At 56.0% G+C, this 22,343-nt stretch carries 24 protein-coding genes; 14 read left to right on the forward strand and 10 right to left on the reverse strand.

What is annotated here, in order from left to right; genetic code table 11:
• The first annotated feature begins 32 nt into the window (after window positions 1-32).
• Window positions 33-311, forward strand: a complete 279-nt coding sequence (locus Q0O07_RS06740; protein ID WP_295491870.1) for a type II toxin-antitoxin system RelE/ParE family toxin — start codon at window positions 33-35, stop codon at window positions 309-311.
• Window positions 311-619, forward strand: a complete 309-nt coding sequence (locus Q0O07_RS06745) for a HigA family addiction module antitoxin (protein ID WP_295491872.1) — start codon at window positions 311-313, stop codon at window positions 617-619. The genes Q0O07_RS06740 and Q0O07_RS06745 overlap by 1 nt, the downstream gene beginning before the upstream one ends.
• A gap of 113 nt (window positions 620-732) precedes the next feature.
• Here Q0O07_RS06745 and Q0O07_RS06750 read toward each other — a convergent pair whose 3' ends face one another.
• The 3 genes from Q0O07_RS06750 to Q0O07_RS06760 form a co-directional block, all read right to left on the reverse strand.
• Window positions 733-1,140 (reverse strand): hypothetical protein, encoded by a 408-nt coding sequence (locus tag Q0O07_RS06750; protein ID WP_295491874.1) that lies wholly within the window; start codon window positions 1,138-1,140, stop codon window positions 733-735.
• Between the two features lie 146 nt (window positions 1,141-1,286).
• Entirely contained in the window at window positions 1,287-1,787 is a 501-nt protein-coding gene (locus Q0O07_RS06755; protein ID WP_295491876.1) for a YaiI/YqxD family protein, read from the reverse strand.
• 38 nt (window positions 1,788-1,825) lie between these two features.
• A complete protein-coding gene (locus tag Q0O07_RS06760) occupies window positions 1,826-2,794 on the reverse strand; it encodes a Stealth CR1 domain-containing protein (protein WP_295491878.1) in 969 nt (322 codons plus the stop codon).
• 148 nt (window positions 2,795-2,942) lie between these two features.
• Between Q0O07_RS06760 and Q0O07_RS06765 the strand changes: the two genes are divergently transcribed.
• Together Q0O07_RS06765 and Q0O07_RS06770 are read left to right on the forward strand one after the other, a co-directional pair.
• Entirely contained in the window at window positions 2,943-3,278 is a 336-nt protein-coding gene (locus Q0O07_RS06765; protein ID WP_295491880.1) for a hypothetical protein, read from the forward strand.
• A gap of 197 nt (window positions 3,279-3,475) precedes the next feature.
• Window positions 3,476-3,685, forward strand: coding sequence for a cold-shock protein (locus Q0O07_RS06770; protein WP_185739799.1), 210 nt, complete (start codon window positions 3,476-3,478; stop codon window positions 3,683-3,685).
• A 66-nt stretch (window positions 3,686-3,751) separates the two neighbouring features.
• On the opposite strand, the gene Q0O07_RS06775 is transcribed toward Q0O07_RS06770, so the two are convergent.
• The 4 genes from Q0O07_RS06775 to Q0O07_RS06790 form a co-directional block, all read right to left on the reverse strand.
• A complete protein-coding gene (locus Q0O07_RS06775; protein ID WP_295491882.1) occupies window positions 3,752-4,063 on the reverse strand; it encodes a zf-TFIIB domain-containing protein in 312 nt (103 codons plus the stop codon).
• Window positions 4,064-4,184: 121 nt separating this feature from the next.
• A complete protein-coding gene (locus tag Q0O07_RS06780) occupies window positions 4,185-4,337 on the reverse strand; it encodes a hypothetical protein (protein ID WP_295491884.1) in 153 nt (50 codons plus the stop codon).
• A 67-nt stretch (window positions 4,338-4,404) separates the two neighbouring features.
• Window positions 4,405-4,797 (reverse strand): DoxX family protein, encoded by a 393-nt coding sequence (locus Q0O07_RS06785; protein ID WP_295491886.1) that lies wholly within the window; start codon window positions 4,795-4,797, stop codon window positions 4,405-4,407.
• A complete protein-coding gene (locus Q0O07_RS06790) occupies window positions 4,797-5,108 on the reverse strand; it encodes an alkylphosphonate utilization protein (RefSeq protein ID WP_295491887.1) in 312 nt (103 codons plus the stop codon). Before Q0O07_RS06790 ends, Q0O07_RS06785 begins: the two co-directional genes overlap by 1 nt.
• A gap of 114 nt (window positions 5,109-5,222) precedes the next feature.
• On the opposite strand from Q0O07_RS06790, the gene Q0O07_RS06795 reads away from it, so the two are divergent.
• The 4 genes from Q0O07_RS06795 (at window position 5,223) to argC (ending at window position 10,289) form a co-directional block, all read left to right on the forward strand.
• Window positions 5,223-6,740 carry an NAD(P)/FAD-dependent oxidoreductase gene (locus tag Q0O07_RS06795; protein ID WP_295491889.1) on the forward strand — a complete coding sequence of 506 codons (1,518 nt, stop codon included), beginning with the start codon at window positions 5,223-5,225 and terminating at the stop codon, window positions 6,738-6,740.
• Window positions 6,741-6,939: 199 nt separating this feature from the next.
• Window positions 6,940-8,328, forward strand: a complete 1,389-nt coding sequence (locus Q0O07_RS06800) for a M17 family metallopeptidase (protein ID WP_295491891.1) — start codon at window positions 6,940-6,942, stop codon at window positions 8,326-8,328.
• Between the two features lie 126 nt (window positions 8,329-8,454).
• Complete coding sequence (locus Q0O07_RS06805; RefSeq protein ID WP_295491893.1) at window positions 8,455-9,357, forward strand: NlpC/P60 family protein; 903 nt, start codon at window positions 8,455-8,457, stop codon at window positions 9,355-9,357.
• A complete protein-coding gene (gene argC / locus Q0O07_RS06810; RefSeq protein WP_295491895.1) occupies window positions 9,354-10,289 on the forward strand; it encodes an N-acetyl-gamma-glutamyl-phosphate reductase in 936 nt (311 codons plus the stop codon). The genes Q0O07_RS06805 and argC overlap by 4 nt, the downstream gene beginning before the upstream one ends.
• A gap of 131 nt (window positions 10,290-10,420) precedes the next feature.
• Here the strand turns inward: argC and map are convergent, their stop codons facing one another.
• Entirely contained in the window at window positions 10,421-11,248 is an 828-nt protein-coding gene (map, locus tag Q0O07_RS06815) for a type I methionyl aminopeptidase (RefSeq protein WP_295491897.1), read from the reverse strand.
• 62 nt (window positions 11,249-11,310) lie between these two features.
• Here map and Q0O07_RS06820 point away from each other — a divergent pair, with 62 nt between their 5' ends.
• Window positions 11,311-12,069 (forward strand): competence/damage-inducible protein A, encoded by a 759-nt coding sequence (locus Q0O07_RS06820; RefSeq protein ID WP_295491899.1) that lies wholly within the window; start codon window positions 11,311-11,313, stop codon window positions 12,067-12,069.
• A 174-nt stretch (window positions 12,070-12,243) separates the two neighbouring features.
• Window positions 12,244-15,117 carry a pitrilysin family protein gene (locus tag Q0O07_RS06825; protein WP_295491901.1) on the forward strand — a complete coding sequence of 958 codons (2,874 nt, stop codon included), beginning with the start codon at window positions 12,244-12,246 and terminating at the stop codon, window positions 15,115-15,117.
• Window positions 15,118-15,128: 11 nt separating this feature from the next.
• Here Q0O07_RS06825 and hslU read toward each other — a convergent pair whose 3' ends face one another.
• Together hslU and hslV are read right to left on the reverse strand one after the other, a co-directional pair.
• The gene (hslU, locus tag Q0O07_RS06830) at window positions 15,129-16,433 is read right to left on the reverse strand and encodes an ATP-dependent protease ATPase subunit HslU (RefSeq protein WP_295491903.1); all 1,305 of its coding nucleotides are present in this window, start codon (window positions 16,431-16,433) and stop codon (window positions 15,129-15,131) included.
• A gap of 86 nt (window positions 16,434-16,519) precedes the next feature.
• The gene (gene hslV, locus Q0O07_RS06835; RefSeq protein ID WP_295491905.1) at window positions 16,520-17,107 is read right to left on the reverse strand and encodes an ATP-dependent protease subunit HslV; all 588 of its coding nucleotides are present in this window, start codon (window positions 17,105-17,107) and stop codon (window positions 16,520-16,522) included.
• Between the two features lie 234 nt (window positions 17,108-17,341).
• On the opposite strand from hslV, the gene Q0O07_RS06840 reads away from it, so the two are divergent.
• The 4 genes from Q0O07_RS06840 (at window position 17,342) to polA (ending at window position 22,322) form a co-directional block, all read left to right on the forward strand.
• Complete coding sequence (locus Q0O07_RS06840) at window positions 17,342-18,169, forward strand: carbon-nitrogen hydrolase family protein (protein ID WP_295491908.1); 828 nt, start codon at window positions 17,342-17,344, stop codon at window positions 18,167-18,169.
• Between the two features lie 21 nt (window positions 18,170-18,190).
• Window positions 18,191-18,406 carry a hypothetical protein gene (locus Q0O07_RS06845; protein WP_295491910.1) on the forward strand — a complete coding sequence of 72 codons (216 nt, stop codon included), beginning with the start codon at window positions 18,191-18,193 and terminating at the stop codon, window positions 18,404-18,406.
• Between the two features lie 151 nt (window positions 18,407-18,557).
• A complete protein-coding gene (locus Q0O07_RS06850) occupies window positions 18,558-19,436 on the forward strand; it encodes a DMT family transporter (protein ID WP_295491912.1) in 879 nt (292 codons plus the stop codon).
• Window positions 19,437-19,505: 69 nt separating this feature from the next.
• Window positions 19,506-22,322 (forward strand): DNA polymerase I, encoded by a 2,817-nt coding sequence (polA, locus tag Q0O07_RS06855; protein WP_295491914.1) that lies wholly within the window; start codon window positions 19,506-19,508, stop codon window positions 22,320-22,322.
• Window positions 22,323-22,343: the final 21 nt, after the last annotated feature.

Consider the following 22,343-nt stretch of genomic DNA (forward strand, 5'->3'; position numbering starts at 1 on the left):
ACAATAAACATGCAAGCCAATAGCTTACATTTATGATTCGCACTTATCGAAGCAAAGCCTTGCAGCGTTTTGTCGAGCAGGGCGATGCTTCGAAATTGAGCGTACCCAATGTGCGAAGGCTCGAACGCATATTGACTGCACTCGATCATGCGCGCGAGCCGCAGGACATGAACGGTCCCGGCCTCCGATTTCACGGTCTGAAAGGGCAGGACAAGGGCCGCTACGCAGTCGATGCCTCGGGCAACTGGCGGATCACATTCGGATGGGATGGCAAGGATGCAATAGAGGTTGATTTAGAGGATTATCACTGATGACGAAAAAGCGCCCATGGGCCATCCGCCCCATTCACCCCGGCGAAATCCTGCGCGAGGATGTCCTTCCTGCGCTTAATAGGCCAAAGACGGAAATCGCCCGTCTGCTCGGCATTTCGCGCCAGACGCTCTATGATATCTTGAACGAGAAACAGCCGGTGACCGCACAAATGGCGCTCCGCATTGGCAAGATGTGCGGCAACGGCCCGAACATCTGGCTCAACCTGCAACGCACCTATGATCTGCGGATGGCAGAGGCGGAGATTGGGGATAAGCTGGATGCGATACCCGTATTGCAGGCGGCTTGAGTTTGCGGGTTTACGGTGACAGGGATTTACGGTGACAGTGCACTGAATAGGAGTTGAGTGCACTGTTACCGGAACCCAACCCAAAATAGCTGATGCCGGCTTTGCGCCAAGACCTAAAATCGAAGTTCGTGCTTGACGAATTCTTTTAGAACCGGGTCTTCTTCGAGACCGAACGCCACAATCGCAGCTGTTAACGCTATGCCTTTGATTTCGATGCTGACGGAACTTTTCGCAAAAGCTTTTGCTATGCGAATTGCGTAATCACGATTGTCAGCAAAACCATTAGCCTCATCGTAAAGCGCCGCAAGGGTAGCCAAAGGCATGGACATTTTTCCAAGATGACGATCGCCACCAAAATGCCCTTCATGCCGAAACTGCTCTGAACCCAGTTTCTGTGATAGCGGATTCTCACTTAGTGCTAAGTTCGATTCATGAAATTTCCGCCATTCGTCGACGGCTGCGGAAAACTGCGCAGCCAACTGTGAGTTGCCCTTTGCTAGTTCCATAACAATAGAAATCATAATTCTCTCCAATAGGATTTACGGTGACAGTGCACTGAATAGGAATTGAGCGCACTGTCACCGAAGCCTAACGACAAGGTAGCAGCCATCACAGGTTGGCGCAAGTACGAGCGGCTAGTATACGAGCCGCTCGTATACTCAGACACTCACCCCAACCGCACCAACGCTTCATCCAGTGCCTGCAAAAACCGTGACCGGTCCGCCTTCGCAAACGGTGCTGGCCCACCTCCTATCCCGTCCATGCCTGCGCGCAGGTCGGCCAAGATCGCGCGGGTGGCGATGGCGCCGCCGATGGAGGCGCTGGTGAACGGCTTGCCATTGTTGCCAATCACGACGGCTCCGGCTTTCAGGCATCGGTCCGCAAGCAATATGTCGGCGGTGATCACCACGCTGCGCGCGCCCGCTTGCTCCGCGATCCAGTCATCGGCGGCGTCGAAACTGTCCGATACGATAACCCGGGTAATCAGCGGATGGTCGGGCATGCGAAAGCGCGCATTGCTGACCAGCACCACCGCCACATTGCGGCGATACGCGACCTTGTAAATCTCCTCCTTCACCGGACACGCATCGGCATCGACCAATATGCGGGGCGGCTGGGTGATGGGCGGCGGAATGCGGGGCAGGGGATCGGGGTTGTCAGAAGTCATTTCAGTTCGGGGCTTTATATCAATTCAGCACAGCCCGCCTAACGCGTAATCGCTTCCTCGATCCACAAACGGGCATCGGGGAAGCTGCGTTCGACCTCTGGCAGGTCGTTGACGCACAGGAATTTGATCGCGTCCCATTCGCGGCCACATAAATAGCCGCTGACATCGTCGGCCGACCAAGCATCGGTCGCGCCGACGGCGACATGCAGATAATCGCGCGTGTCCAAAATCGCGGCGCTGCCGTCGGCAAGGCAGGCATGATTATGCAGGCTTTGCGGTAGAAACTGCCCCGCATCGCGAAAGCGATAGCTGGCATTGGCGATAAACGCGTCACGATATGTGTCGAACAGTTCCGCCATCACCGAACGCTGCATCGGGTGGACGACATGCGCGCTTTCGAACACATGATCGGCGGTATAGCCAATCATCTGCGCGGCGTTGATTTGATTATAATGGTTCAGCAGGCATGCCTCGTCCCGGCTGGCAACGCAATTGGCAAGGTCTTTATGGTTCGTCCATTTGCCGCGCAGCACCGGCCCATCGGCGGCAAAGAAATCCGAGCGCGTCACGGGCGCGGTCAGGAAAACATCATCGTTGAAATAGAGGAAATGTTCGGCCAGCCCCTCTATGCGCCACAGCATCGTTTCGATGGACAGCGAATTGAACGTCGGCAACGCCTCCGCATATCCGGCAAAAATCTCTTTATGGTCCACAATGCGGATCTTTGCGGCGAATTCGGGGGGAAGCTGCATGATTTCGGGTGTCTGATTGTCGGTCACAATCCAGATCCGCCGCACCCAAGGCGCGTTGTTGGCGATGGAACGCACGCAATAATTCAGCTCATCACTGCACAGCCACCGATGGGGGTTGGTGCCATTGTCATGCAATGGCGCTTTGGCCCCCGTTTTGGCGAGCGCATTTGCCTTTGCGAGATAATAATCGCGGTTCAACTTCAGCACAGGGTCCGCCCCGTCCACCCAAGTGATAACCGCATCAACTTCAAACATTCAAGACACTCTGCACAACGAAGGTGTCGCGCCTTAGGAGTATGTTACGGTTTTGTGAAATAGAAAGTGTCGGTGGGGCAGGTGGCGCAGCAACTATCGCTTCAGCATTGCCGCGTGACATTTTGGCGCGGTGGGTTAGGGTTGGGATATGACCTCGACACCGGAAACCCCCAATTGGTTCGACATCGGCATGGATGCGTGGGCGCTGGCCGCCGAATCCAACATGGTGATCGCCATGCGCATTGGCAGTTTGGCGCAAGGCGGGCCGGCGGCGGCGCAAGAGGTGAGGCGGATGGTGACAGAGAAGGTTGCGGCGAACTTGGCGCTTGGCTGCGACCTGATGACTGGAAAGCTGGGGAGCAGCCCAGAGGCAATCGTCAGCGGCAGCATCGCGCATTATTCTAAAAGCGTGGTCGCCAACCGGAAACGACTAAGTGGCACGCGTGCTGCGCAGATGCCCGAAGATGGCGGTAAGCCCGAATAAGTCGCTATTTTCGCTTCTAGTTTGCACATCGGCTAAAATAAGCGTATACGGCACGAACGCTATCGTCGACCGCGACGGATTTTTGAGGCGCGTCTCTGGTCATAAGATCGGAACGGGCAACGTTTTTCCTACCACGACTTGGCTACCCACTTGGCGCTTTTGTCAGGTGGTCACCTGTTTCGTGAAAGGAACATATTATGCCAGTAGGCACCGTAAAATTTTTCAATGCAGACAAGGGCTATGGCTTTATCGCGCCTGATGGCGGCGGTGATGACAGCTTCGTACACATCTCGGCTGTTCAGGCAGCTGGTATGCACACGCTGGATAAAGAACAGCGCGTGAATTTCGAAGTCGAAATCGGCCGCAACGGTAAGGCTTCGGCCATCAACCTGTCCGCTGCTGATTAATCAGCCGAAAAGCTAAAAAAAAGGGCTGCCGAAAGGCGGCCCTTTTTTTGTGTTGCGCGCCGATGTTTAGTCGAACAATTCTTCCAGAAACGACTTTCTGCGCTTGTGATGTGGGTAGCCATGGCCATAGCCTTGATGCTGCACCGGATAGCCCTGCGGTGCAAAGCCACCTTGGGGTGGCATCGGTGCTTGCGGGGCAGGCGCGGGTTGCGACTGCATTTCGGCAGCGGCACTGCGTTCGATAATCTTATCCAACTCACCGCGATCTAGCCATACGCCGCGACATTGCGGGCAATAATCAATTTCGACACCTTGTCGATCACTCATGACCAACGGTACCTTGCATACAGGGCAAGGCATTCCAACGGCTGCATTCATTTCGGGTCTCCTCTTATACTGATAAAGCGGTCCGACATCGCCGTCACATGACAACCAGAGGGGCCCGGCCCGCATTACCAGAATTGGGCATTGGGTCGCCGGATGTCAAGAAGGGTGCGTGCTAATTCAATGCGGCCCCCGTCATCCACATGGCCGATAAAATAATGATTGCCAGTAAAAGCGAAATGCCCAGAACATAGCGCAGGCCGACATTTTTGACTCCGCCGCTCGCTTCTTCTTCCGTCACATCGATTTTGTCGCCGTCCTTATGCATGTTCTCATTCCTTTTCTGATGAAGGGACAAGGTGAGAACGCGTGAAGAGGAAAGAAGGTGCCAAATACTACCGCAATTTACCAAATGGCCAATCGGTGACATGCCCCACCCAAAGGGCAAGCCAAATCAGGACAGGCTGAAACATCAGTCGTGGCCCATGATAGCACCAACCCAATGCTTCCCCGCCAACGGTGATGCCATTGATTGCGTGGTTGAAGTTGGCTGGCCAGACACACAAGGCGTAAAGCGCCAAGCCAAAAGCAGCCCATTTGCGGGTCTGCGGAATCATGAGGCCAATCGCGCCTGCGATTTCAGCCACCCCCGTAAACGCAACCATAAATGCGGGGTAGGGCACCCAATCCGGGGTAATGGCCAAAAACCCGCGTGGCGACATGAGGTGCGCGATGCCCGCGGCCAAATAGATAATCGCGAGAATTACCCGCAATCCCGACCGGATCATCACCGTTTCCGCACGAACTCGGCGCGCAGCACCAGGCCCTTGATACCATCAAAGCGGCAGTCAATTTCCTGCGCATCGCCGGTCAGCCGGATGGATTTGATCAACGTGCCGCGTTTCAATGTCTGGCCCGCGCCCTTGACCGTCAGATCCTTAATCAATGTCACTTGGTCGCCGTCGGCAAGCAGATTGCCGACTGCATCGCGGACTTCGACAGCGTCATTTTGTGCGGTAGCGGCTGTTGCGTCGGCGGCGCTAACCCATTCGCCGGACGCTTCGTCATAGACATAATCTTCGTCCATATTGTCGCTCATGGGACCTAATTTCCTTTATGTTCAGCACCGCCGTAGCGGCATTTCTTCCGACACGAAAGCCAGTTGCAATTTGCAACGATGTCAGTAAAATTCTGAGACGAAATGGAGAGGCATATGGCGCAGGCTGAGACGACGATAGATGTTTTGATTGTGGGTGCCGGATTGTCCGGTATTGGCGCTGCGGCGCATCTCACGATGCAATGCCCGAACAAAAGCTACGCGATTGTGGAACAACGCGCCGATATGGGCGGGACATGGGATTTGTTCCGCTATCCCGGTATCCGGTCGGACTCCGACATGCACACGCTGGGCTATCGTTTCAAACCATGGTTGCATGAAAAAACAATTGCGGATGGTCCGTCCATTCACGAATATGTCCATGAAACCGCCGACGAATATGGCATTTCTCCGCATATCCATTTTGGCCATAAAGTTATCTCGGCCAATTGGTCGAGCCCAGATGCCCGCTGGCACGTAACTGCTAAAGCCGTCGACGGCGGCGCGGAACGGCATTTTGCCGCGCGCTTCTTGTTCATGTGCGCGGGCTATTATGACTATGACCAAGGCTATAAGCCCGATTTCGCGGGCGAAGCTGACTTTGGCGGTCAAATCATCCACCCGCAGCATTGGCCCAAGGATTTGGATTATGCGGGTAAGAAGGTTACGGTCATCGGTTCCGGCGCGACGGCAGTCACGATAGTCCCTGTGATGGCGCAGCAAGGCGCGCAGGTGACGATGCTGCAACGGTCGCCAACTTATATGGTATCGCGGCCTGCCATTGACCCGTTTTCGAAATTTGTGCGCAAGATCCTGCCGGAGAAACTGGCCTATGCGCTGACGCGGTGGCGCAATATCAATATGCAGCGTTTTACCTATTGGTATGCGCGCCGCAATCCGGCAAAGCTGGGGGCGAAGTTAGTCAATATGGCGCGGGAGGCTTTACCGGCGTCGGTTGATGTCGACACGCATTTTGTGCCCAAATATGGCCCATGGGAACAACGCCTGTGCCTGATCCCCGATAGCGACATGTTCACGGCGATTACCGAGGGTAAGGCGGAGATTGTCACCGACCATATCGACCATTTCACCAAGACAGGCATCCAGTTGAAGTCGGGCAAGCATATCGAATCCGATATCATCATCACCGCAACGGGCCTGAACCTTGTAACTATGGGCAAGACCGCGATCAGCGTCGACGGGAAAGCTGTCAATTTCGGCGCGCATTTCAATTATAAGGGCGTGATGTTCAACGACATCCCGAACTTCGCCAGCGTATTTGGCTATATCAACGCATCTTGGACGCTAAAGACCGATATTGTGGCCGATTATGTCTGCCGCTTGTTGTGGAAAATGGATGACAAAAATGCATTGGTGGCAACGCCGGTGCTGGATGATCCCGACATGCCTAAGCTGCCCTTTGTGACGGACTTTAGCTCGGGCTATTTCGCGCGCAGTTTCGACACGCTGCCAAAAAATGGCGATCGTCACCCATGGCGCGTTTTGCAAAATTACACGGCAGAGAAGAAAATCCTGACACAAGACCCTATTGATGACGGGGTCATGGTATTTTCGGCGCCGCATTTTGCGGGCAATCATAATGCGGACACTGAAACGCTTATCGCTGCGGAATGAACTGGTTTGGGCGGGCGTCGATGGCGCTCCGTCCGCTATTGCGCATTTCGGATTTTCGCGGCTACGCGTCGCGCGGGGCGGCTGTGCGATTGCATGCAGAACGCCCGATATTTGCTCCAAAAAGCACGCACATCAGAAAAATACGCAATATTTCTGAAATATCTCCCGTTTGCGTGCTAATCCCGCTATCGCACTGCCCATGCGCTACGACAATCTGATCCAGCCTGACAATGGCCAGGCCGCCACCCTCATTCATGTCACGGACAAGGGCCGTTTTGAAAGCTGGCTCGCGCTGCAATCCGATGCGGCTCGAACCGCGATCAAGGCGCAGAAGTTCGAAGGCAATGCGAACGATATAGCGATATTGCCCGGAGATAGACCGGGGGATTGGTCTGTCGTTGCTGGCGTTTCGGATGCTGCTGTACCAAATGTGTGGCATCTTGCGAAAGCCGCAGACAGCCTTCCTGAAGGCACATATCGACTTGCCGATTATGATGCGGGCGATGCTATGCTCGGCTGGATACTTGGGCAATATCGTTACCATGAATATTTGAGCGAGCCAAAACTGACGGGGCCGCGCGTGCTATTGGTGCGCGAACCCGCCCGGATTCCCTTGGCCGAATTGCAGGCCGCCGCAACCGCTTTGGTGCGCGATCTTGTGAACCGGCCCGCGGCCGACCTTGGGCCAAATGCGTTGGAGGCCGAGGCAAGGCGCATCGCAAAATCGTACAAGGCAGACGTCATAGTCACCGCTGGTGAGGCGCTGGAAACCGGCTATCCGCTTATCCATGCTGTCGGCAAGGCCGCCGCGCGCGAACATGCGCCGCGCTTGATTGAACTGGAATGGGGCGACCCGCGCCACCCGCGCATCGCGATTGTGGGCAAGGGGATTACCTTCGACAGCGGCGGGCTGGATATCAAACCGGCCTCCGGCATGCGGCTGATGAAGAAGGATATGGGCGGCGCAGCGCATGCCTTGGCATTGGCGGAGCTAATCATGGCGGCGCATTTGCCCGTGCGGTTACATATGCTCGTGGCGGCGGCGGAAAACAGCATAGCGGGCAACGCCATGCGGCCGGGCGACATCATCAAAAGCCGCAAGGGCATCAGCGTAGAAATCGACAATACCGATGCCGAAGGGCGATTGGTGTTGGCGGACGCGCTCACCAAAGCGATACAGGATCAGGCGGAGTTGATCGTTGATTTCGCCACACTGACCGGCGCGGCGCGGGTTGCGCTTGGCCCTGATTTGCCAGCGATGTTTAGCAATGATGAAAGCATCGCAAATGCCATGCTCGCGGCTTCAAAGGCAGCGGGGGACCCGATGTGGCGTATGCCGCTTTGGGCGCCTTATATGGAGATGCTTGACAGCGACATCGCCGACACCTCCAATAGCGGCGGTGCCTTTGCTGGCGCGGTCACGGCGGCGTTATTCTTGCAGAAATTCGTGCCTGATGATGTGCCTTGGGTGCATCTCGACACCTTTGCGTGGCGGCCCACCAGCAAGCCCGGCCGACCAAAAGGTGGAGAGGCGCTTGGATTGCGGGCTGTGTTTCGTTATTTGACGGAAACTTATCCCGTCGGCTAAGGGCATTAGAAGAAATTTTTCGTCGCCCCAGCGTAGGCTGGGGCCCATCACGTCTCTCGGTTTTGAACGACAGGCGAGATAGGCACCAGCCTACGCTGGTGCGACGTATTTGGGGGACATAAAAAGTTGGCAGACGGTCAGATACAGGCGGGGGCACGGCCTATCTACACATTAAGCGGGCATAGCCTTGTCGGGGACAAACGGACAACGCCGATCCGGGGCGACCTTGCCGATATCAGCCTCGCTGGAAAGCTTTTCGCGCCGCATTATGCGGTGCCAATGTTGCGCACGGGTATCGCGCCCGTCACTCAAATCCACGCCGAAGCGCATGCGACATCCAAGTCGATCAGCGCATTGATGCATGGCGAAGAATTTGCCGTGCTGGATGTCGCGGGCGAGTGGGCATGGGGATATTGCCTGCACGACAGTTATTTGGGCTATCTGCGCTTTGCCGAACTGGGGGATGATTTTGCCGCAACGCATATCGTCAGCGCGTCGGCGACCTTGCTGGTGGCGGCACCATCGACGAAAGCGCTTGTGCTGGCGCGCTATCCTATGGGGGCGCGTTTGCTTTGCGGCGACCTTAGCGCGTGCGGCAATTATCTCGCGTGCGAAAATGGTTTTGTGCCGCATACGCATGTTTCTGAAATCGGGCGCGTTGCAGCGTCACCCGCTGATCTTGCGGAGCAGCTTATCGGCACGCCCTATAGCTGGGGTGGACGCAGCGGGGATTCGCTTGATTGCTCCGGCCTTGTCCAATTGGTTTTTGGCCTGAAAGGCATCATGGCCCCGCGCGACGCCGATATGCAGATGGCCGATTTTGGCGCGGCATTGCCCGAAGGCGCAACGCTGGAACGCGGCGATCTGGTATTCTTCCCCGGCCATGTCGGCATCATGGCCGACGCCGACAACATCATCCACGCCAATGGCACCGCAATGGCAGTGAGCGTGGAACCACTGGCAGACGCAGCGGCACGCTTTGCCGAGCATGAGGTCGCGATTTTGGCGCATAAGCGGGTTGCGCTTTGACCAAACCCATCTTCATCGACGGCGCTGCGGGCACCACTGGCCTTGAGATTGCCGACCGGCTGGCGGGCCGCGATGAGTTCACGCTGATCGCCTTGGATGATGCCAAGCGTAAAGACGTGGCGGCGAAGCGTGAAGCGTTGAACGACGCCGACTTTGTTATTCTGTGCTTGCCAGACGACGCCGCAAAAGAGGCGGTGGCGATGACGACATCTGCCACGACGCGTATCATTGACGCGTCCACGGCCTATCGTATTGACCCCGATTGGGCTTATGGCTTTGCCGAATATCGCATGGGCCAGCGCGAACGCATTGCATCGGCACGGTTGGTCAGCATCCCTGGTTGCTACCCCACCGGATTTTTGGGCCTTATCGCGCCTTTGGTGGCGGCTGGCCTCCTTCCTGCCGATTGGCCGTACTCCGTCAACGCGGTGTCGGGTTATTCGGGCGGCGGCAAGGCGTTGATACAAAGGTTCGAAGGCGAGGGCGCGGATATCGGCTATCGCAGCTATGGCCTTGATCTGGCGCACAAGCATGTGCCCGAAATGCAGACGCACGCAGGCCTTACGCACGCACCCATATTTGCACCCGCCGTCGTCCGCGCCTTTCGCGGCATGGTGGTTGAAGTGCCCTTGCCGCTATCGGCTATGGCTGGGGCAGGCAGCGCGGATGCGTTGCGCGCCGCACTCGCCGCGCATTATGCAGGGTCGCCGGTGGTGACGGTGCACAACGAAGCTGCGCCAAGCGAACTATTGATGCACGCCGACCAAGCCCCGTCCGACCGCCTCGACCTTTATGTGCTGGCGTCGCAAGACGGGGCGCAAGTGCGCTTGTTGGCGATGCTCGACAATCTCGGCAAAGGCGCGAGCGGGGCAGCGGTGCAGAACCTAAACATCATGGCTGGGTTGGACGAGACGGCTGGGTTGCGGTTGTAACCGTAAATTCGACCAAAACGCGCCGTCACCCTGAACTCGTTTCAGGGTCCATTTCGCCTCTAAACCCTCCGGTCTGCGTGGCACGATGGATGCTGAACCAAGTTTAGCATGACGATGTTTGGTAAAACCCCTCAATAAGGCGGCTGATCAAACCCCTTGAGGCTCTTGGTAAATATCTCACAGCCATCTTCAGTAATGCCAATGCTATGTTCAAACTGCGCGCTTAAGGAGCGGTCGCGCGTTACCGCCGTCCAACCATCGTCAAGCACTTTGCCTGCGGCCTTGCCGATGTTGATCATGGGCTCAATCGTGAAAATCATGCCGGGGCGCAGCTCTGGGCCCGTGCCGGGGCGGCCGACATGGACGATTTCGGGGGCGTCGTGGAACAACTGGCCCAAGCCATGGCCGCAAAAGTCGCGGACCACGCCATAGCGATGCTTTTCGGCGTGGGTTTGGATTGCATAGCCAATGTCGCCGACACGATTGCCGGGCTTGGCGGCTTCGATGCCGAGCATCAGGCATTCATAGGTCACATCGACCAAACGCTTGGCCTTCACCGGCACATCGCCGACCAAGAACATGCGGCTGGTGTCGCCGTGCCAGCCATCCAGTTGCGGCGTGACGTCGATGTTGACGATGTCACCATCCTTCAATTTCTTGTCCGAGGGAATACCGTGGCAGATTACGTGGTTTATCGAGATGCAGCAGCTATGCGTATAGCCGCGATAGCCCAAGGTCGCAGGAACGGCGCCACCGCGCATCGTCATGGCGCGGACAATGTCGTCCAGCTCTTCGGTGCTTACGCCGGGCACGACATGCGGCACCAAGGCATCGAGGATTTCGGCGGCAAGGCGGCCAGCCTTGCGCATGCCGTCAAAGCCTTCTGCCCCGTGCAATTTGATGGTCCCGTCGCGGGCCTGCATCGCCTCTTGGGGCGTCACGCTTACATATTGTTCCATGCAAGCGATATAAGGCAATAATCCGCACTTTGCGAGGGGGTGATTTATGCTATCGGATGCGGATGACAGAATCTCGCATCTACACCGCAGCCCTTGTAATTATCGGCGATGAAATCCTCTCTGGCCGCACACAGGACAAAAATGTCAGCCAAATTGCGCTTTGGCTCAATATTCAAGGCATTCGCCTCAAAGAGGTGCGCGTTGTCGCTGATGTTGAGGAATCGATTGTCGAGGCGGTGAACGCGCTGCGCGCGCGCAATGATTATTTGTTTACGACAGGCGGCATTGGCCCAACGCATGATGACATTACGGTTGATGCGATTGCGGCTGCTTTGGGGGTCGATGTGGTTATCCATCCCGAAGCGAGCGCGGTCCTGCACGCATATTATGAAACACGTGGCGGCATCAATCCGGGCCGTTTACGTATGGCGCGCGTGCCTGATGGCGCAGAACTTATTCCTAACAAGATGTCCGGTGCGCCGGGTATTCGCCATGGCAATATCTTCATCATGGCGGGCGTGCCGCATATCACGGCTGGCATGCTGGATGCTTTGACCGGCACATTGGAGGGCGGTGCGCCTTTGCTGTCGCAGCAAATCGGTTGCTGGGTCGCCGAAAGCGAAGTTGCCAAGTTGCTAGGTGATACCGAAAAGCATCATGAAGGATGCCAGATCGGCAGCTACCCGTTTTTCCGCGAGGGCAAGGTTGGCGCGAACTTCGTTATCCGCACCACCGACGCGCATAAATTGGCGGAATGTGTCGAGGCGTTGCAACTTGGTCTGCGCGGTTTGGGTTATGATACTGTCGACGGTGGAATTTAAGCGGGATTGTCCGAAAAACCATTCGTCATCCCGAACGGGTTTCGGGATATCGCACAACCACCTGTTTGTTATCCCGAAACACATTCGGGATGATGAGACTGTAGTGTGATAGGGATATCGTTTTTTTCGGACGTTCATGTGCGGTCAAGCTGCACGCTCGTTATGAGGAGTGTAATGCGCAAACTTTCTTATGCTCTCATCTGTGCAGCCTTGCTGCTCTCACCTTCGGCTTATGCGCAAACTGCGCCCGTTGCGGCGGCGACAACCAAGGCAGCGGCGCAACCATGGCTGTATGAAGGCAGCGACGTCCCTGTCGATGACACATGGACATTTGGGGTTCTGCCCAATGGGCTTCGTTATGCGGTCAAGAAAAACGATGTGCCCGCGGGGCAAGTTTCCATTCGTGTGCGGATTGATGCGGGCGCATTGCATGAAAATAATGACGAGCAAGGCTTTGCCCATCTCATCGAGCATTTGTCGTTTCGCGGATCCACCTTCGTTCCGGATGGCGAGGCAAAGCGCATTTGGCAGCGGTTCGGCGTCACATTCGGCAGCGATAGCAACGCGCAGACAACGCCGACGCAGACTGTCTTCAAGCTCGATTTGCCCAATGCGACGCCAGAAAAGCTGGATGAATCGGTCAAAATCATTTCAGGCATGATCCGCAACCCACGGATTTCGCCAACCGCGTTAAATGCCGAGCGCGCGATTGTTTTGGCCGAATTGCGGGAGAATAGCGGCGCGCAGATGATTTACAGCGACGCCCTGCGCCAACATGCCTTTCAGGGGCAGCGCCTTGCAAACCGGTCGACCATTGGGACGCCAGAAACGCTGCAGGCGGCAGATGCCATCCGCCTCGCTGCCTTTCATGACCGTTGGTATCGGCCCGAAAACGCCGTTGTCGTCATGGCTGGCGATATGGAACCGGCCAAGCTTGCCAATCTGGTGCAGAAATATTTCAACGATTGGAAGGGCAAGGGCCAAAGCGCACCCGAGCCAGATTTTGGTGACCCCAGTCCGCAAGGCACACCTGCGCGGGTGTTGATTGAGCCGACTTTGCCGACGACGGTCAGCCTTGCCTATCTGCGGCCTTGGCGCAAAGTGAACGACACGATACTCTATAATGAACAATTGCTGATCGATGCCTTGGCGCTGCAAATCATTAACCGCAGGCTTGAGGTGCAGGCGCGCAATGGCGGCAATTACCTATTTGCACAGATCGCGCAGGAAGATATTTCGCGCACCGCCGATGCGACATTGGTTTCGCTGACACCCATTGGCGATCAATGGGAAGCCGCAACGCGTGATGTCCGCGCGATCATTGCCGATGCAGTTGCGACACCCCCTTCGGTTGCGGATATTGACCGCGAAAAGACATTGTTCGGTAATGCGCTGCGCACGATGCTCGACAGCTATCCGTTCGAAGCTGCCGCCAAGCAGGCGGATGACATCGTCAGCGCAGTGGATATACGCGAAACAGTGGCAGCCCCGAAAACTGTCGTTGCAGTGTATGAAGGGATGCAAGACAAGTTCACGCCCAAACGGCTTTTGGAGTCCACACAGAAGCTTTTTAGCGCCGATGTCATCCGGTTGATGGTCTCTTCGCCGACCACCATAGCCGATGCGGATAATCGCGCTTTGGCGGTCTTGAATGCATCGGTGGCCGCAAATACAACGGCGCGCCTGTCCGAAAACAATATGGGCTTTGCCGCGCTGCCCCAATTGGGTGCGCCTGGAAAGCTGGTGGCGGAGGAGCTATTGTCGCGATGGGACGTCACGCGGCTGGAACTGTTTAATGGCGTGCGCGCATTGCTCTATCCCAATAAAGCCGAAAGCGATCAGATCCGCATATTGGTCCGCTTTGGCCGTGGATATAAGGCCGTAAATCCGGACAAAGGCGATCTATTATGGGCTGGGCCATTGGTTCTGCCTGAAAATGGCATTGGCAATATCAAACGCACCGAAATTGATCAGATGGTCAACGGTCGGCGCATTGAGCTCAATTTTTCGGTCGATGACGACGCTTTCCAATTTGGCGCAAACACGCGGCCAGATGATCTTGCCGACCAGCTTATTTTAATTGCGACCAAGCTGGAGCATCCCGGTTGGGATGCGGCACCCGTTGAACGTGCCAAGGCCTTTGCAACGTCAGGCTATGCCAGTTTTGAAATGTCGGCGACGTCGGTCTTGCAACGTGATCTGGAATATCTGCTGCGCAATAAGGATGCGCGTTGGAAGGCGGCTACCCCATCAGACGTGGCCAAAATTGATGCAGCGAAGTTTGAATCCTATTGGAAGCCTTTGATGGCGCAGGGTCCTATCGAAGTTCTGCTTTTCGGTGATTTTGAGAAAGTGGACGCAATCGCTGCATTGGAAAAAAGCTTCGGTGCGATGGCCCCGCGCCCGCCATTGCCCGTATCAGCAGCGGCCAGCAATGTCCGATTCCCTGCGCCAACGGTCGCGCCTGTGCGCCTGATGCATCGCGGGGCCAGTGATCAATCGGCAGCGGTTATGGCGTGGCCAACGGGCGGGGGCATTCAAGGCATTACCGAGGGGCGTCAGCTGGAAATATTGGCGGCAATCTTCCGCGACCGCTTGTTCGAAAAATTTCGCGCTGAACAAGCCGCTAGCTACAGCCCCGACATGGCTGCCAATTGGCCGCTCGATTTTAACAGCGGCGGGTATTTGATGGCGTATACGCAAGTTAAGCCTGCGGATGTGGACCGTTTCTTCGCTTTTGCTGACGCCGTTGCAGCGGACTTGAAGGCTAATCCCGTGAGCGCCGACGAATTGCAGCGCGCGGTCGAGCCGACCAAGCAAGCCATTGAGCGCGCGGCGTCAGGCAACAGTTTTTGGCTGAATCAGCTAAAAGGGGCGGCCTATGACCCCGAACGCTTTGTTGCACTGGGCAAGCTGTACAGCGACTATAATGATGTAACACCGGCCATTTTGCAGGCATTGGCACAACGCTATTTTATCAAAGACAAGGCGTGGAAGCTTGTCGTTGCCCCGCAATCAGGTGATGGAGCAGTCACCACCGCGCGGTAACGCGGCCATGGTTACAAAACATATTTGGACAGGTCTGTGTCCTTGGCGATGCCCGAAAGCTGTTTGCTGACATAGGCCGCATCAATCTTCAACGTCTCGCCTTTGCGGTCCTCCGCGTCATAGCTAATGTCTTCAAGCAGCTTTTCCATGACGGTCTGCAAGCGCCGCGCGCCGATATTTTCAACAGAAGAATTCACGTCCACCGCAATGCGCGCAATGGCGTCGATGGCGTCATCGCTGAATTCCAAGGTTACTTCTTCGGTCGCCAATAAGGCTTTATATTGCATTGGCAGGTTGGCGCGGGTTTCGGATAAAATCCGAACAAAATCGGCATGCTCGAGCGCGCGCAGTTCGACACGGATGGGCAAGCGGCCCTGTAATTCGGGCAACATGTCGCTTGGCTTGGAAATGTGGAAAGCGCCCGAGGCGATGAACAATACATGGTCGGTTTTCATCGGCCCATATTTGGTCGCGACGGTGGTCCCTTCAATCAACGGCAGCAGGTCGCGCTGAACCCCTTCGCGACTGACCGATCCGCCGCCACGTGCATCCGACACCGCAATCTTGTCAATTTCGTCCAAGAACACAATGCCATTGGCCTCGGCATCGGCAAGCGCGACGCGGTTCACATCGTCTTGGTCTAAACGCTTTTCGGATTCTTCCTCGACCAATTTCTTCCACGCATCGGGGACCTTCATCTTGCGCCGTTTCAGATTGTCCTTGCCAAAGGCCTTGCCCATCATCTCGCCAAGATTGATCATCCCAACATTGCCACCCATTCCGGGTATTTCCATCGGCATCGCTGGGTTGTCGGACACTTCGATTTCAATTTCGACGTCGTCCATATGCCGCTCGCGAATGCGCTGGCGGAATGCTTCGCGTGTCGCTTCGCTAGCCGTATCGCCAGCCAGCGTTTTCAGTATGCGCTCCATCGCTGCTGTCTCGGCGGCTTCGCGCACATGTTCGCGGCGGCGCTCTTTTTCTAAGCGCACCGCCTCTTCGGCCAAATCGCGGGCAATTTGTTCCACATCGCGGCCGACATAGCCGACTTCGGTGAATTTGGTGGCCTCCACCTTGATGAATGGGGCATCGGCCAGCTTGGCGAGGCGGCGGGAAATCTCCGTCTTGCCGCACCCCGTGGGGCCAATCATCAGGATATTTTTGGGCGTTACCTCGTCGCGCAAATCCGCACCGAGCCGCTGGCGGCGCCAGCGATTGCGCAGCGCCACCGCAACGGCCCGCTTTGCGTCCGCTTGGCCAATGATATGTTCGTCAAGTGCAGCCACAATGGCTTTTGGGGTCAGTGCGTTTTTCATTACGACCTACATGGGAAGTTGCGAACGGCGTTCAAGTGAATTTGGCCAAGTGAATTTGGCAAGTGAAGTGGGCAAGTGACGGTTGCCTACTGCGTGCTATCCAATGTTTCGACCGTTAGATAGTCATTGGTATAGACGCATATTTCTGCAGCTATTTTCATGGCATGTCGCGCCATTTTTTCGGCATCCGTTTCATAATCGGCCAAGGCGCGCGCGGCGGACAAAGCGTAATTTCCGCCGGAGCCAATGGCCGCAATGCCGTCATTGGGTTCAAGCACATCGCCATTGCCCGTCAGGATCAGGGTCACATCCTTGTCCGCGACGATCATCATTGCTTCCAAATTGCGCAGATATTTGTCGGTCCGCCAATCCTTGGCCAATTCGACCGCCGCGCGCATCAATTGCCCGCGATGCTGTTCAAGCTTGCGCTCCAGCCGTTCGAAAAGGGTGAAGGCATCGGCAGTCGCGCCTGCGAACCCGCCAATGACGGAGCCATCATGCAATTGCCGCACCTTCTTAGCATTTGGCTTCATCACGGTCTGGCCCATCGACACTTGGCCATCGCCAGCGATCACCACTTTGCCATTTTTGCGGACGGATAATATGGTCGTTCCATACCATGTCACCGGATTTGCGTGCGATTGTGTTTCCATAACTTGGAATATGGGAAACATCCGCCAAAAGCGCAAGTGAGCGCTTATACCCCCGGAATATCGGTTAATCGCCGTTCCAGAATGTTGCGTTACTTGGTCATCTCGTTTTTCCCATATCCCTGCTTTTGTTGGGCAGATTGGCCTTATCAATGCATATCGCAGCGTTGCATATTTCTTGCAATGTTGCTTGCCCAGTGAAATGAGTGTCCGCCAGCGACGTCATTTTCGATTTAGATATCATTTATTAGGTTTTTCATGCGGATAGCTTTGCATCAGATGACAAGTTCTATTGATCCGATGCGTAATGCTTCGGACATGGCCGATGCGATTGCCAGAGCCGCCGAAAATGGGTCGGCCATGTATTTTGCGCCAGAAATGTCGATTTTGCTCGACCGTGATCGTGCGCGCGCGCGCAAATATATGGCAGATGAATTGCATAATGCGGCCCTGCAAAGCCTGATCGCGGCGGCCGCCCGACATCGGATATGGGTCCATATCGGCTCCATACCTATTTTGGACGAAGGCGCGGAGAAGTTAGCCAATCGTAGCATCATCATCTCTCCAGACGGCGTAATTGCGGCGCGTTACGACAAAATGCATTTGTTTGATGTGGACTTGGCGTCGGGTGAAACTTGGCGTGAGTCATCCGCTTATATCGGCGGCGAGCATCCCGTGATGGTTCAAACGCCCCTTGGCCTGATGGGGCTCGCGATCTGCTATGATATGCGCTTTCCTGATCTGTTCAGCGCTTATGCCAAATCGGGCGTTGATATCCTTGCGCTACCGTCTGCCTTCACTGTCCCCACGGGTGAGGCGCATTGGCATATATTATTGCGCGCACGGGCCATTGAAAGCGCGGCATTCGTCATCGCGGCGGCGCAATGCGGTATGCATGAAGATGGCCGCCAAACTTATGGGCATTCGCTTGTCATCGACCCTTGGGGCACGATATTACTGGATATGGGCAGTGCAGCCGGCTTGGCGTGGGTTGATCTGGATCTCGACAGCATGATGCGGGTGCGAAAGCAAATTCCGGTCCGCGCAAACCGGCGAGTGATTCCTTCGCCCTTCATTGCTGGATAAATCCGCATTAAGGGCGTCCCCATGGAATGGTTTGAACAATTTGTTTGGCAAGATCATCTGTGGATGGTTTCATCCGTGATATTTGCGTCAGCGGTGCTGGTCAGCAGCTTGGCTGATCGCCGCCGTCACAATCGTATGAATATCGAAGATGTGGGGTTCATGCCATGGACGACCATTACCGTGTTTTCGGTTCTGGCAATGGTGCTGTCTGTGGCACTGGCCATTAAGGGCCTGTAATAAGATATGACCCTTGCTCAATCGGGTGTGCAAAAGCTGCTGAGCAAAGCTGAAAATTGGCGTCATTTTGCATTGATATGGCGCGATGATGGCGCTGCTTTCTATTCTTCGCAAAGCCGATTAAGGCGGCGCAGCTTTTAGGGAAATGTACGTGACATCATCATCGGCTCGGTCGGGCCTTTTATACGCGCTGTGCGGCTTTGCACTTTTGTCGATTGGCGATGCAGTCATCAAATCAATCGCAGGGGCGTGGCCGGGTACCGCTGTCGCGGCGCTACGTTATGCGATTGGTGCGATCGGGCTTGGCACTTTGCTGTTTCTGAAAGAAGGGCGGAAGGGTTTTGCCTTGCCCATGCCCAAAGTGCAGTTGTTGCGCGGATTTTCCGTGGCCATGGCGACGATCTGTTTCTTTTCCTCCATATTTCTGATGCCGTTGGCGGACGCGACGGCCATTGGGTTTACCAGCCCCATGATAACAGCGGTTTTCAGCGCCATTTTCTTGCATGAACGCACCCATGCGACCAAATGGGTGGCCATATGGGTTGCCTTTGGCGGCGTGCTGCTGATCATGCGGCCCAATGTTGCCGAACTTGGCTGGGCGGCGCTGCTGCCGCTGGCGGCGGCAATCAGCATGGCATTCATGATTATCGGCAACCGCGCCGTGGCGGGGGCAGGGTCGCCCTTGCTGATGCAATTTCTGGTGGCGTCGATTGCCGTGCCTTTCATCCTCAGCGCCGCCTTTATTGGCCATTTTTCTGGTGTTGACGCGCTTATGGTCGGGATGCCCGATTGGACGATCATCGCCCGCTGCACGTTGGTTGCCGTCACCGCAAGCTTTGGGCATTGGTTGATTTTCATGGGAACGACGCGCGCGTCTGCCGCAGAAATCGCGCCCATGACCTATGTTCAGCTTTTGATAGCTGTTGGGTTGGGGATTATACTATTTGGCGATTGGCCTGACCTCATGTCCCTTGCCGGCGCGAGCATCATCATCGCAAGCGGGCTCATCTTGTGGCGCGGGTCTCGTTAAAATTTTGCGCAATGCCAAAGCGGTAAATTAGCAAAAGACTTGGCCAAAACGGCCTGCTATCGCAGGGGCATGTCTGACCAAAAGCATCTCTACCTCGTTGACGGCTCTGCCTATATTTTCCGTGCCTATCACCGGCTGCCACCGCTGACCAATAAGCATGGGGAGCCGGTGGGCGCCGTCTATGGCTATACGACGATGTTGTGGAAGCTGGCGGATGATTTAAACCAAGCCGATGGTCCGACGCATATGGCGGTGGTGTTGGATAAATCCAGCCAGACATTCCGCAACCGGATTTATGACCAATATAAGGCGCATCGCCCCGACCCGCCCGAAGACCTTAAGCCCCAATTTCCGATGATCCGCGACGCGACGCGCGCATTTTCCCTGCCGTTGATTGAGGAAGAGGATGTCGAGGCCGACGACATGATCGCAAGCTATGCCAAGGCGGCCTGCGCGGCTGGCTGGCATGTCACGATTGTCAGCAGCGACAAGGACCTGATGCAGCTTGTCGAACCGCATATTGACATGTTCGACACGATGAAAAACGAACGCATCCGTTCGGAGGAAGTATGCGAAAAATTCGGCGTTGGTCCGGACAAGGTGGGTGATGTGCTCGCATTGATGGGTGATAGTGTGGACAATGTCCCCGGCGTCCCGGGCGTTGGCCCAAAGACCGCGACCAAGCTAATTCAGGAATTTGGCGACCTTGAAAGCGTATTGGCCGCCGCACCAGATATGAAGCCATCCAAAATGCGCGACAATTTAATCGCGCATGCCGACAAGGCCCGATTGTCCAAGGTTTTGGTGACGTTGAAAGATGACTGCCCATTGCCGATCGCGATGGAGGATATGGTTCTGGGTGCTATCCCCGAAGAACCTTTGGCGGAGTTTTTGCAGCATCACGGGTTTAATTCGCTGTTGAAGCGCATTGGGCATGTCGCGGATACAGCTGCGGCCAATAAGGCGATTGCGGGCAACCCCAAGGCGATGAACGCAGGCGACGGCGCGGAACGCGCGCCGACTATGGGGGCATCCGCCGTCCCTGCGCTTATGCCGAAAATTGACACATCCAGTTATGAATGTGTCACCGATATCGCACGGCTGGATCATTGGATCGCCCGCGCGCGCGAAACCGGCACTTTGGGCTTTGATACCGAAACCGACAGCTTGCAGGCCGCAAGTGCGAACCTTGTGGGGCTAAGCCTTGCGGTTGCGCCGGGTGAGGCATGCTATGTCCCGTTGGCGCATGGTGGCACCGACATGTTCGCCGAACGGCCGACGCAAATTCCAATGGAAGCCGCGCTTGCGAAGTTACGGCCACTGCTCTGCGACCCAACCGTCCTCAAAATCGGCCAAAATTTGAAATATGACATGTCGGTGCTGGCGCGGCATAATGTCCCGATTTCGCCTTATGACGACACTATGGTGATGAGCTTTGCACTGGACGCCGGACGTCAGTTGCATGGCATGGATGAGCTTTCCAAGACACATTTGGGCCATGAATGCATATCGTATAAAAGCGTGACGGGCACAGGCAAAAGCCAGATTGGTTTTGCCGCCGTGCCATTGTCCGACGCGACCCGTTATGCGGCCGAGGACGCCGATGTGACTTTGCGCTTGTGGCACCATCTCAAATTGCGCCTGAGCCCCGAAAAAGCGACCAGCGTTTATGAACTGGTTGACCGCCCATTGGTCCCCGTTTTGTCCAAAATGGAATGCCTGGGCATCAAGGTGGACCGTGCGGCGCTGGCGCGGCTGTCGTCCGAATTCGCCGTGCAAATGGAATTGCTTGAAAAGGAAATTCACGGCCTTGCAGGGCAAATCTTCACCATTGGCAGTCCGCAGCAACTGGGCGAAATCCTGTTTGGCAAAATGGGCTATAAGGGCGGGAAAAAAGGCAAGTCTGGGCAATATTCGACCGACGTAACTGTGTTGGAGGACCTTGCGGGCCAAGGCATAGAGATCGCGCGCAAAGTGCTCGACTGGCGGCAATTGGCGAAGCTAAAATCGACGTATACCGACAGCCTGCAGCAGCAGATTGACCCCAAAACCGGCCGCGTGCACACAAGCTACAGCCTTGTCGGCGCGCAGACAGGGCGTTTGTCATCGACCGATCCCAATTTGCAGAATATCCCGATCCGCACCGAAACAGGGCGTCAGATCAGGGACGCATTTATTGCGGAAGCCGGCAATGTCATTCTGTCCGCCGACTATAGCCAGATTGAACTGCGCTTGGCGGCGCATTTTGCCGATGTTGAACCCTTGCGTGATGCCTTTGAAAAAGGTGAGGATATCCACGCCCGCACCGCGCTTGAGCTGTTTGGCGAAGTCAACCGCGATACAAGAGGGCGCGCCAAGACGATCAACTTCTCTATCCTTTATGGCATTTCGCGCTGGGGCCTTTCAAAGCGTCTGGAGTCCTCCCCAGATGAGGCGCAGGCGCTGATCGATGCGTATTTCAAACGCTTCCCCGGCATATCCAATTATATTCAGGAAACGATGGCCACGGTCCGCGAATGCGGTCATTCGACCACGCTTTTTGGCCGCAAGACATGGTTCCCGCGCATCACGTCGCCTAACCAAGCCGAACGGCAGGGCAGCGAACGCGCCGCAATCAACGCGCCGATTCAAGGCACGAGCGCCGACATCATCAAACGCGCGATGATGCGCATGGGGCCCGCATTGCAGGCCGCCGGGCTGGGGCATGTTAAAATGCTGCTGCAGGTGCATGACGAACTGGTGTTCGAATTACCGCAAGCCGACGTCGCCGCCGCCAGCGACATCATCCGCAACGTCATGGCCAATGCTGCGGAACCTTTGGTGAAGCTTACGGTGCCTTTGGGCATTGAAATCGGCACTGGGCCAAGCTGGGGGGCGGCGCACTAGGCCGGAGACTAAAGACGCCGC

Source organism: Sphingorhabdus sp. EL138, from assembly GCF_945890115.1.
In the GTDB taxonomy this organism is placed as follows: Bacteria; Pseudomonadota; Alphaproteobacteria; order Sphingomonadales; family Sphingomonadaceae; genus Sphingorhabdus_B.

Excerpts from the sequence above, each read along its gene's own strand:
- Q0O07_RS06740 (WP_295491870.1), top strand. The coding sequence starts at position 33 with ATGATTCGCACTTATCGAAGCAAAGCCTTGCAGCGTTTTGTCGAGCAG.
- Q0O07_RS06745 (WP_295491872.1), top strand. The coding sequence starts at position 311 with ATGACGAAAAAGCGCCCATGGGCCATCCGCCCCATTCACCCCGGCGAA.
- Q0O07_RS06750 (WP_295491874.1), bottom strand. The coding sequence starts at position 1,140 with ATGATTTCTATTGTTATGGAACTAGCAAAGGGCAACTCACAGTTGGCT.
- Q0O07_RS06755 (WP_295491876.1), bottom strand. The coding sequence starts at position 1,787 with ATGACTTCTGACAACCCCGATCCCCTGCCCCGCATTCCGCCGCCCATC.
- Q0O07_RS06760 (WP_295491878.1), bottom strand. The coding sequence starts at position 2,794 with ATGTTTGAAGTTGATGCGGTTATCACTTGGGTGGACGGGGCGGACCCT.
- Q0O07_RS06765 (WP_295491880.1), top strand. The coding sequence starts at position 2,943 with ATGACCTCGACACCGGAAACCCCCAATTGGTTCGACATCGGCATGGAT.
- Q0O07_RS06770 (WP_185739799.1), top strand. The coding sequence starts at position 3,476 with ATGCCAGTAGGCACCGTAAAATTTTTCAATGCAGACAAGGGCTATGGC.
- Q0O07_RS06775 (WP_295491882.1), bottom strand. The coding sequence starts at position 4,063 with ATGAATGCAGCCGTTGGAATGCCTTGCCCTGTATGCAAGGTACCGTTG.
- Q0O07_RS06780 (WP_295491884.1), bottom strand. The coding sequence starts at position 4,337 with ATGCATAAGGACGGCGACAAAATCGATGTGACGGAAGAAGAAGCGAGC.
- Q0O07_RS06785 (WP_295491886.1), bottom strand. The coding sequence starts at position 4,797 with ATGATCCGGTCGGGATTGCGGGTAATTCTCGCGATTATCTATTTGGCC.
- Q0O07_RS06790 (WP_295491887.1), bottom strand. The coding sequence starts at position 5,108 with ATGAGCGACAATATGGACGAAGATTATGTCTATGACGAAGCGTCCGGC.
- Q0O07_RS06795 (WP_295491889.1), top strand. The coding sequence starts at position 5,223 with ATGGCGCAGGCTGAGACGACGATAGATGTTTTGATTGTGGGTGCCGGA.
- Q0O07_RS06800 (WP_295491891.1), top strand. The coding sequence starts at position 6,940 with ATGCGCTACGACAATCTGATCCAGCCTGACAATGGCCAGGCCGCCACC.
- map (WP_295491897.1), bottom strand. The coding sequence starts at position 11,248 with ATGGAACAATATGTAAGCGTGACGCCCCAAGAGGCGATGCAGGCCCGC.
- Q0O07_RS06820 (WP_295491899.1), top strand. The coding sequence starts at position 11,311 with ATGACAGAATCTCGCATCTACACCGCAGCCCTTGTAATTATCGGCGAT.
- Q0O07_RS06825 (WP_295491901.1), top strand. The coding sequence starts at position 12,244 with ATGCGCAAACTTTCTTATGCTCTCATCTGTGCAGCCTTGCTGCTCTCA.
- hslU (WP_295491903.1), bottom strand. The coding sequence starts at position 16,433 with ATGAAAAACGCACTGACCCCAAAAGCCATTGTGGCTGCACTTGACGAA.
- hslV (WP_295491905.1), bottom strand. The coding sequence starts at position 17,107 with ATGTTTCCCATATTCCAAGTTATGGAAACACAATCGCACGCAAATCCG.
- Q0O07_RS06840 (WP_295491908.1), top strand. The coding sequence starts at position 17,342 with ATGCGGATAGCTTTGCATCAGATGACAAGTTCTATTGATCCGATGCGT.
- Q0O07_RS06845 (WP_295491910.1), top strand. The coding sequence starts at position 18,191 with ATGGAATGGTTTGAACAATTTGTTTGGCAAGATCATCTGTGGATGGTT.
- polA (WP_295491914.1), top strand. The coding sequence starts at position 19,506 with ATGTCTGACCAAAAGCATCTCTACCTCGTTGACGGCTCTGCCTATATT.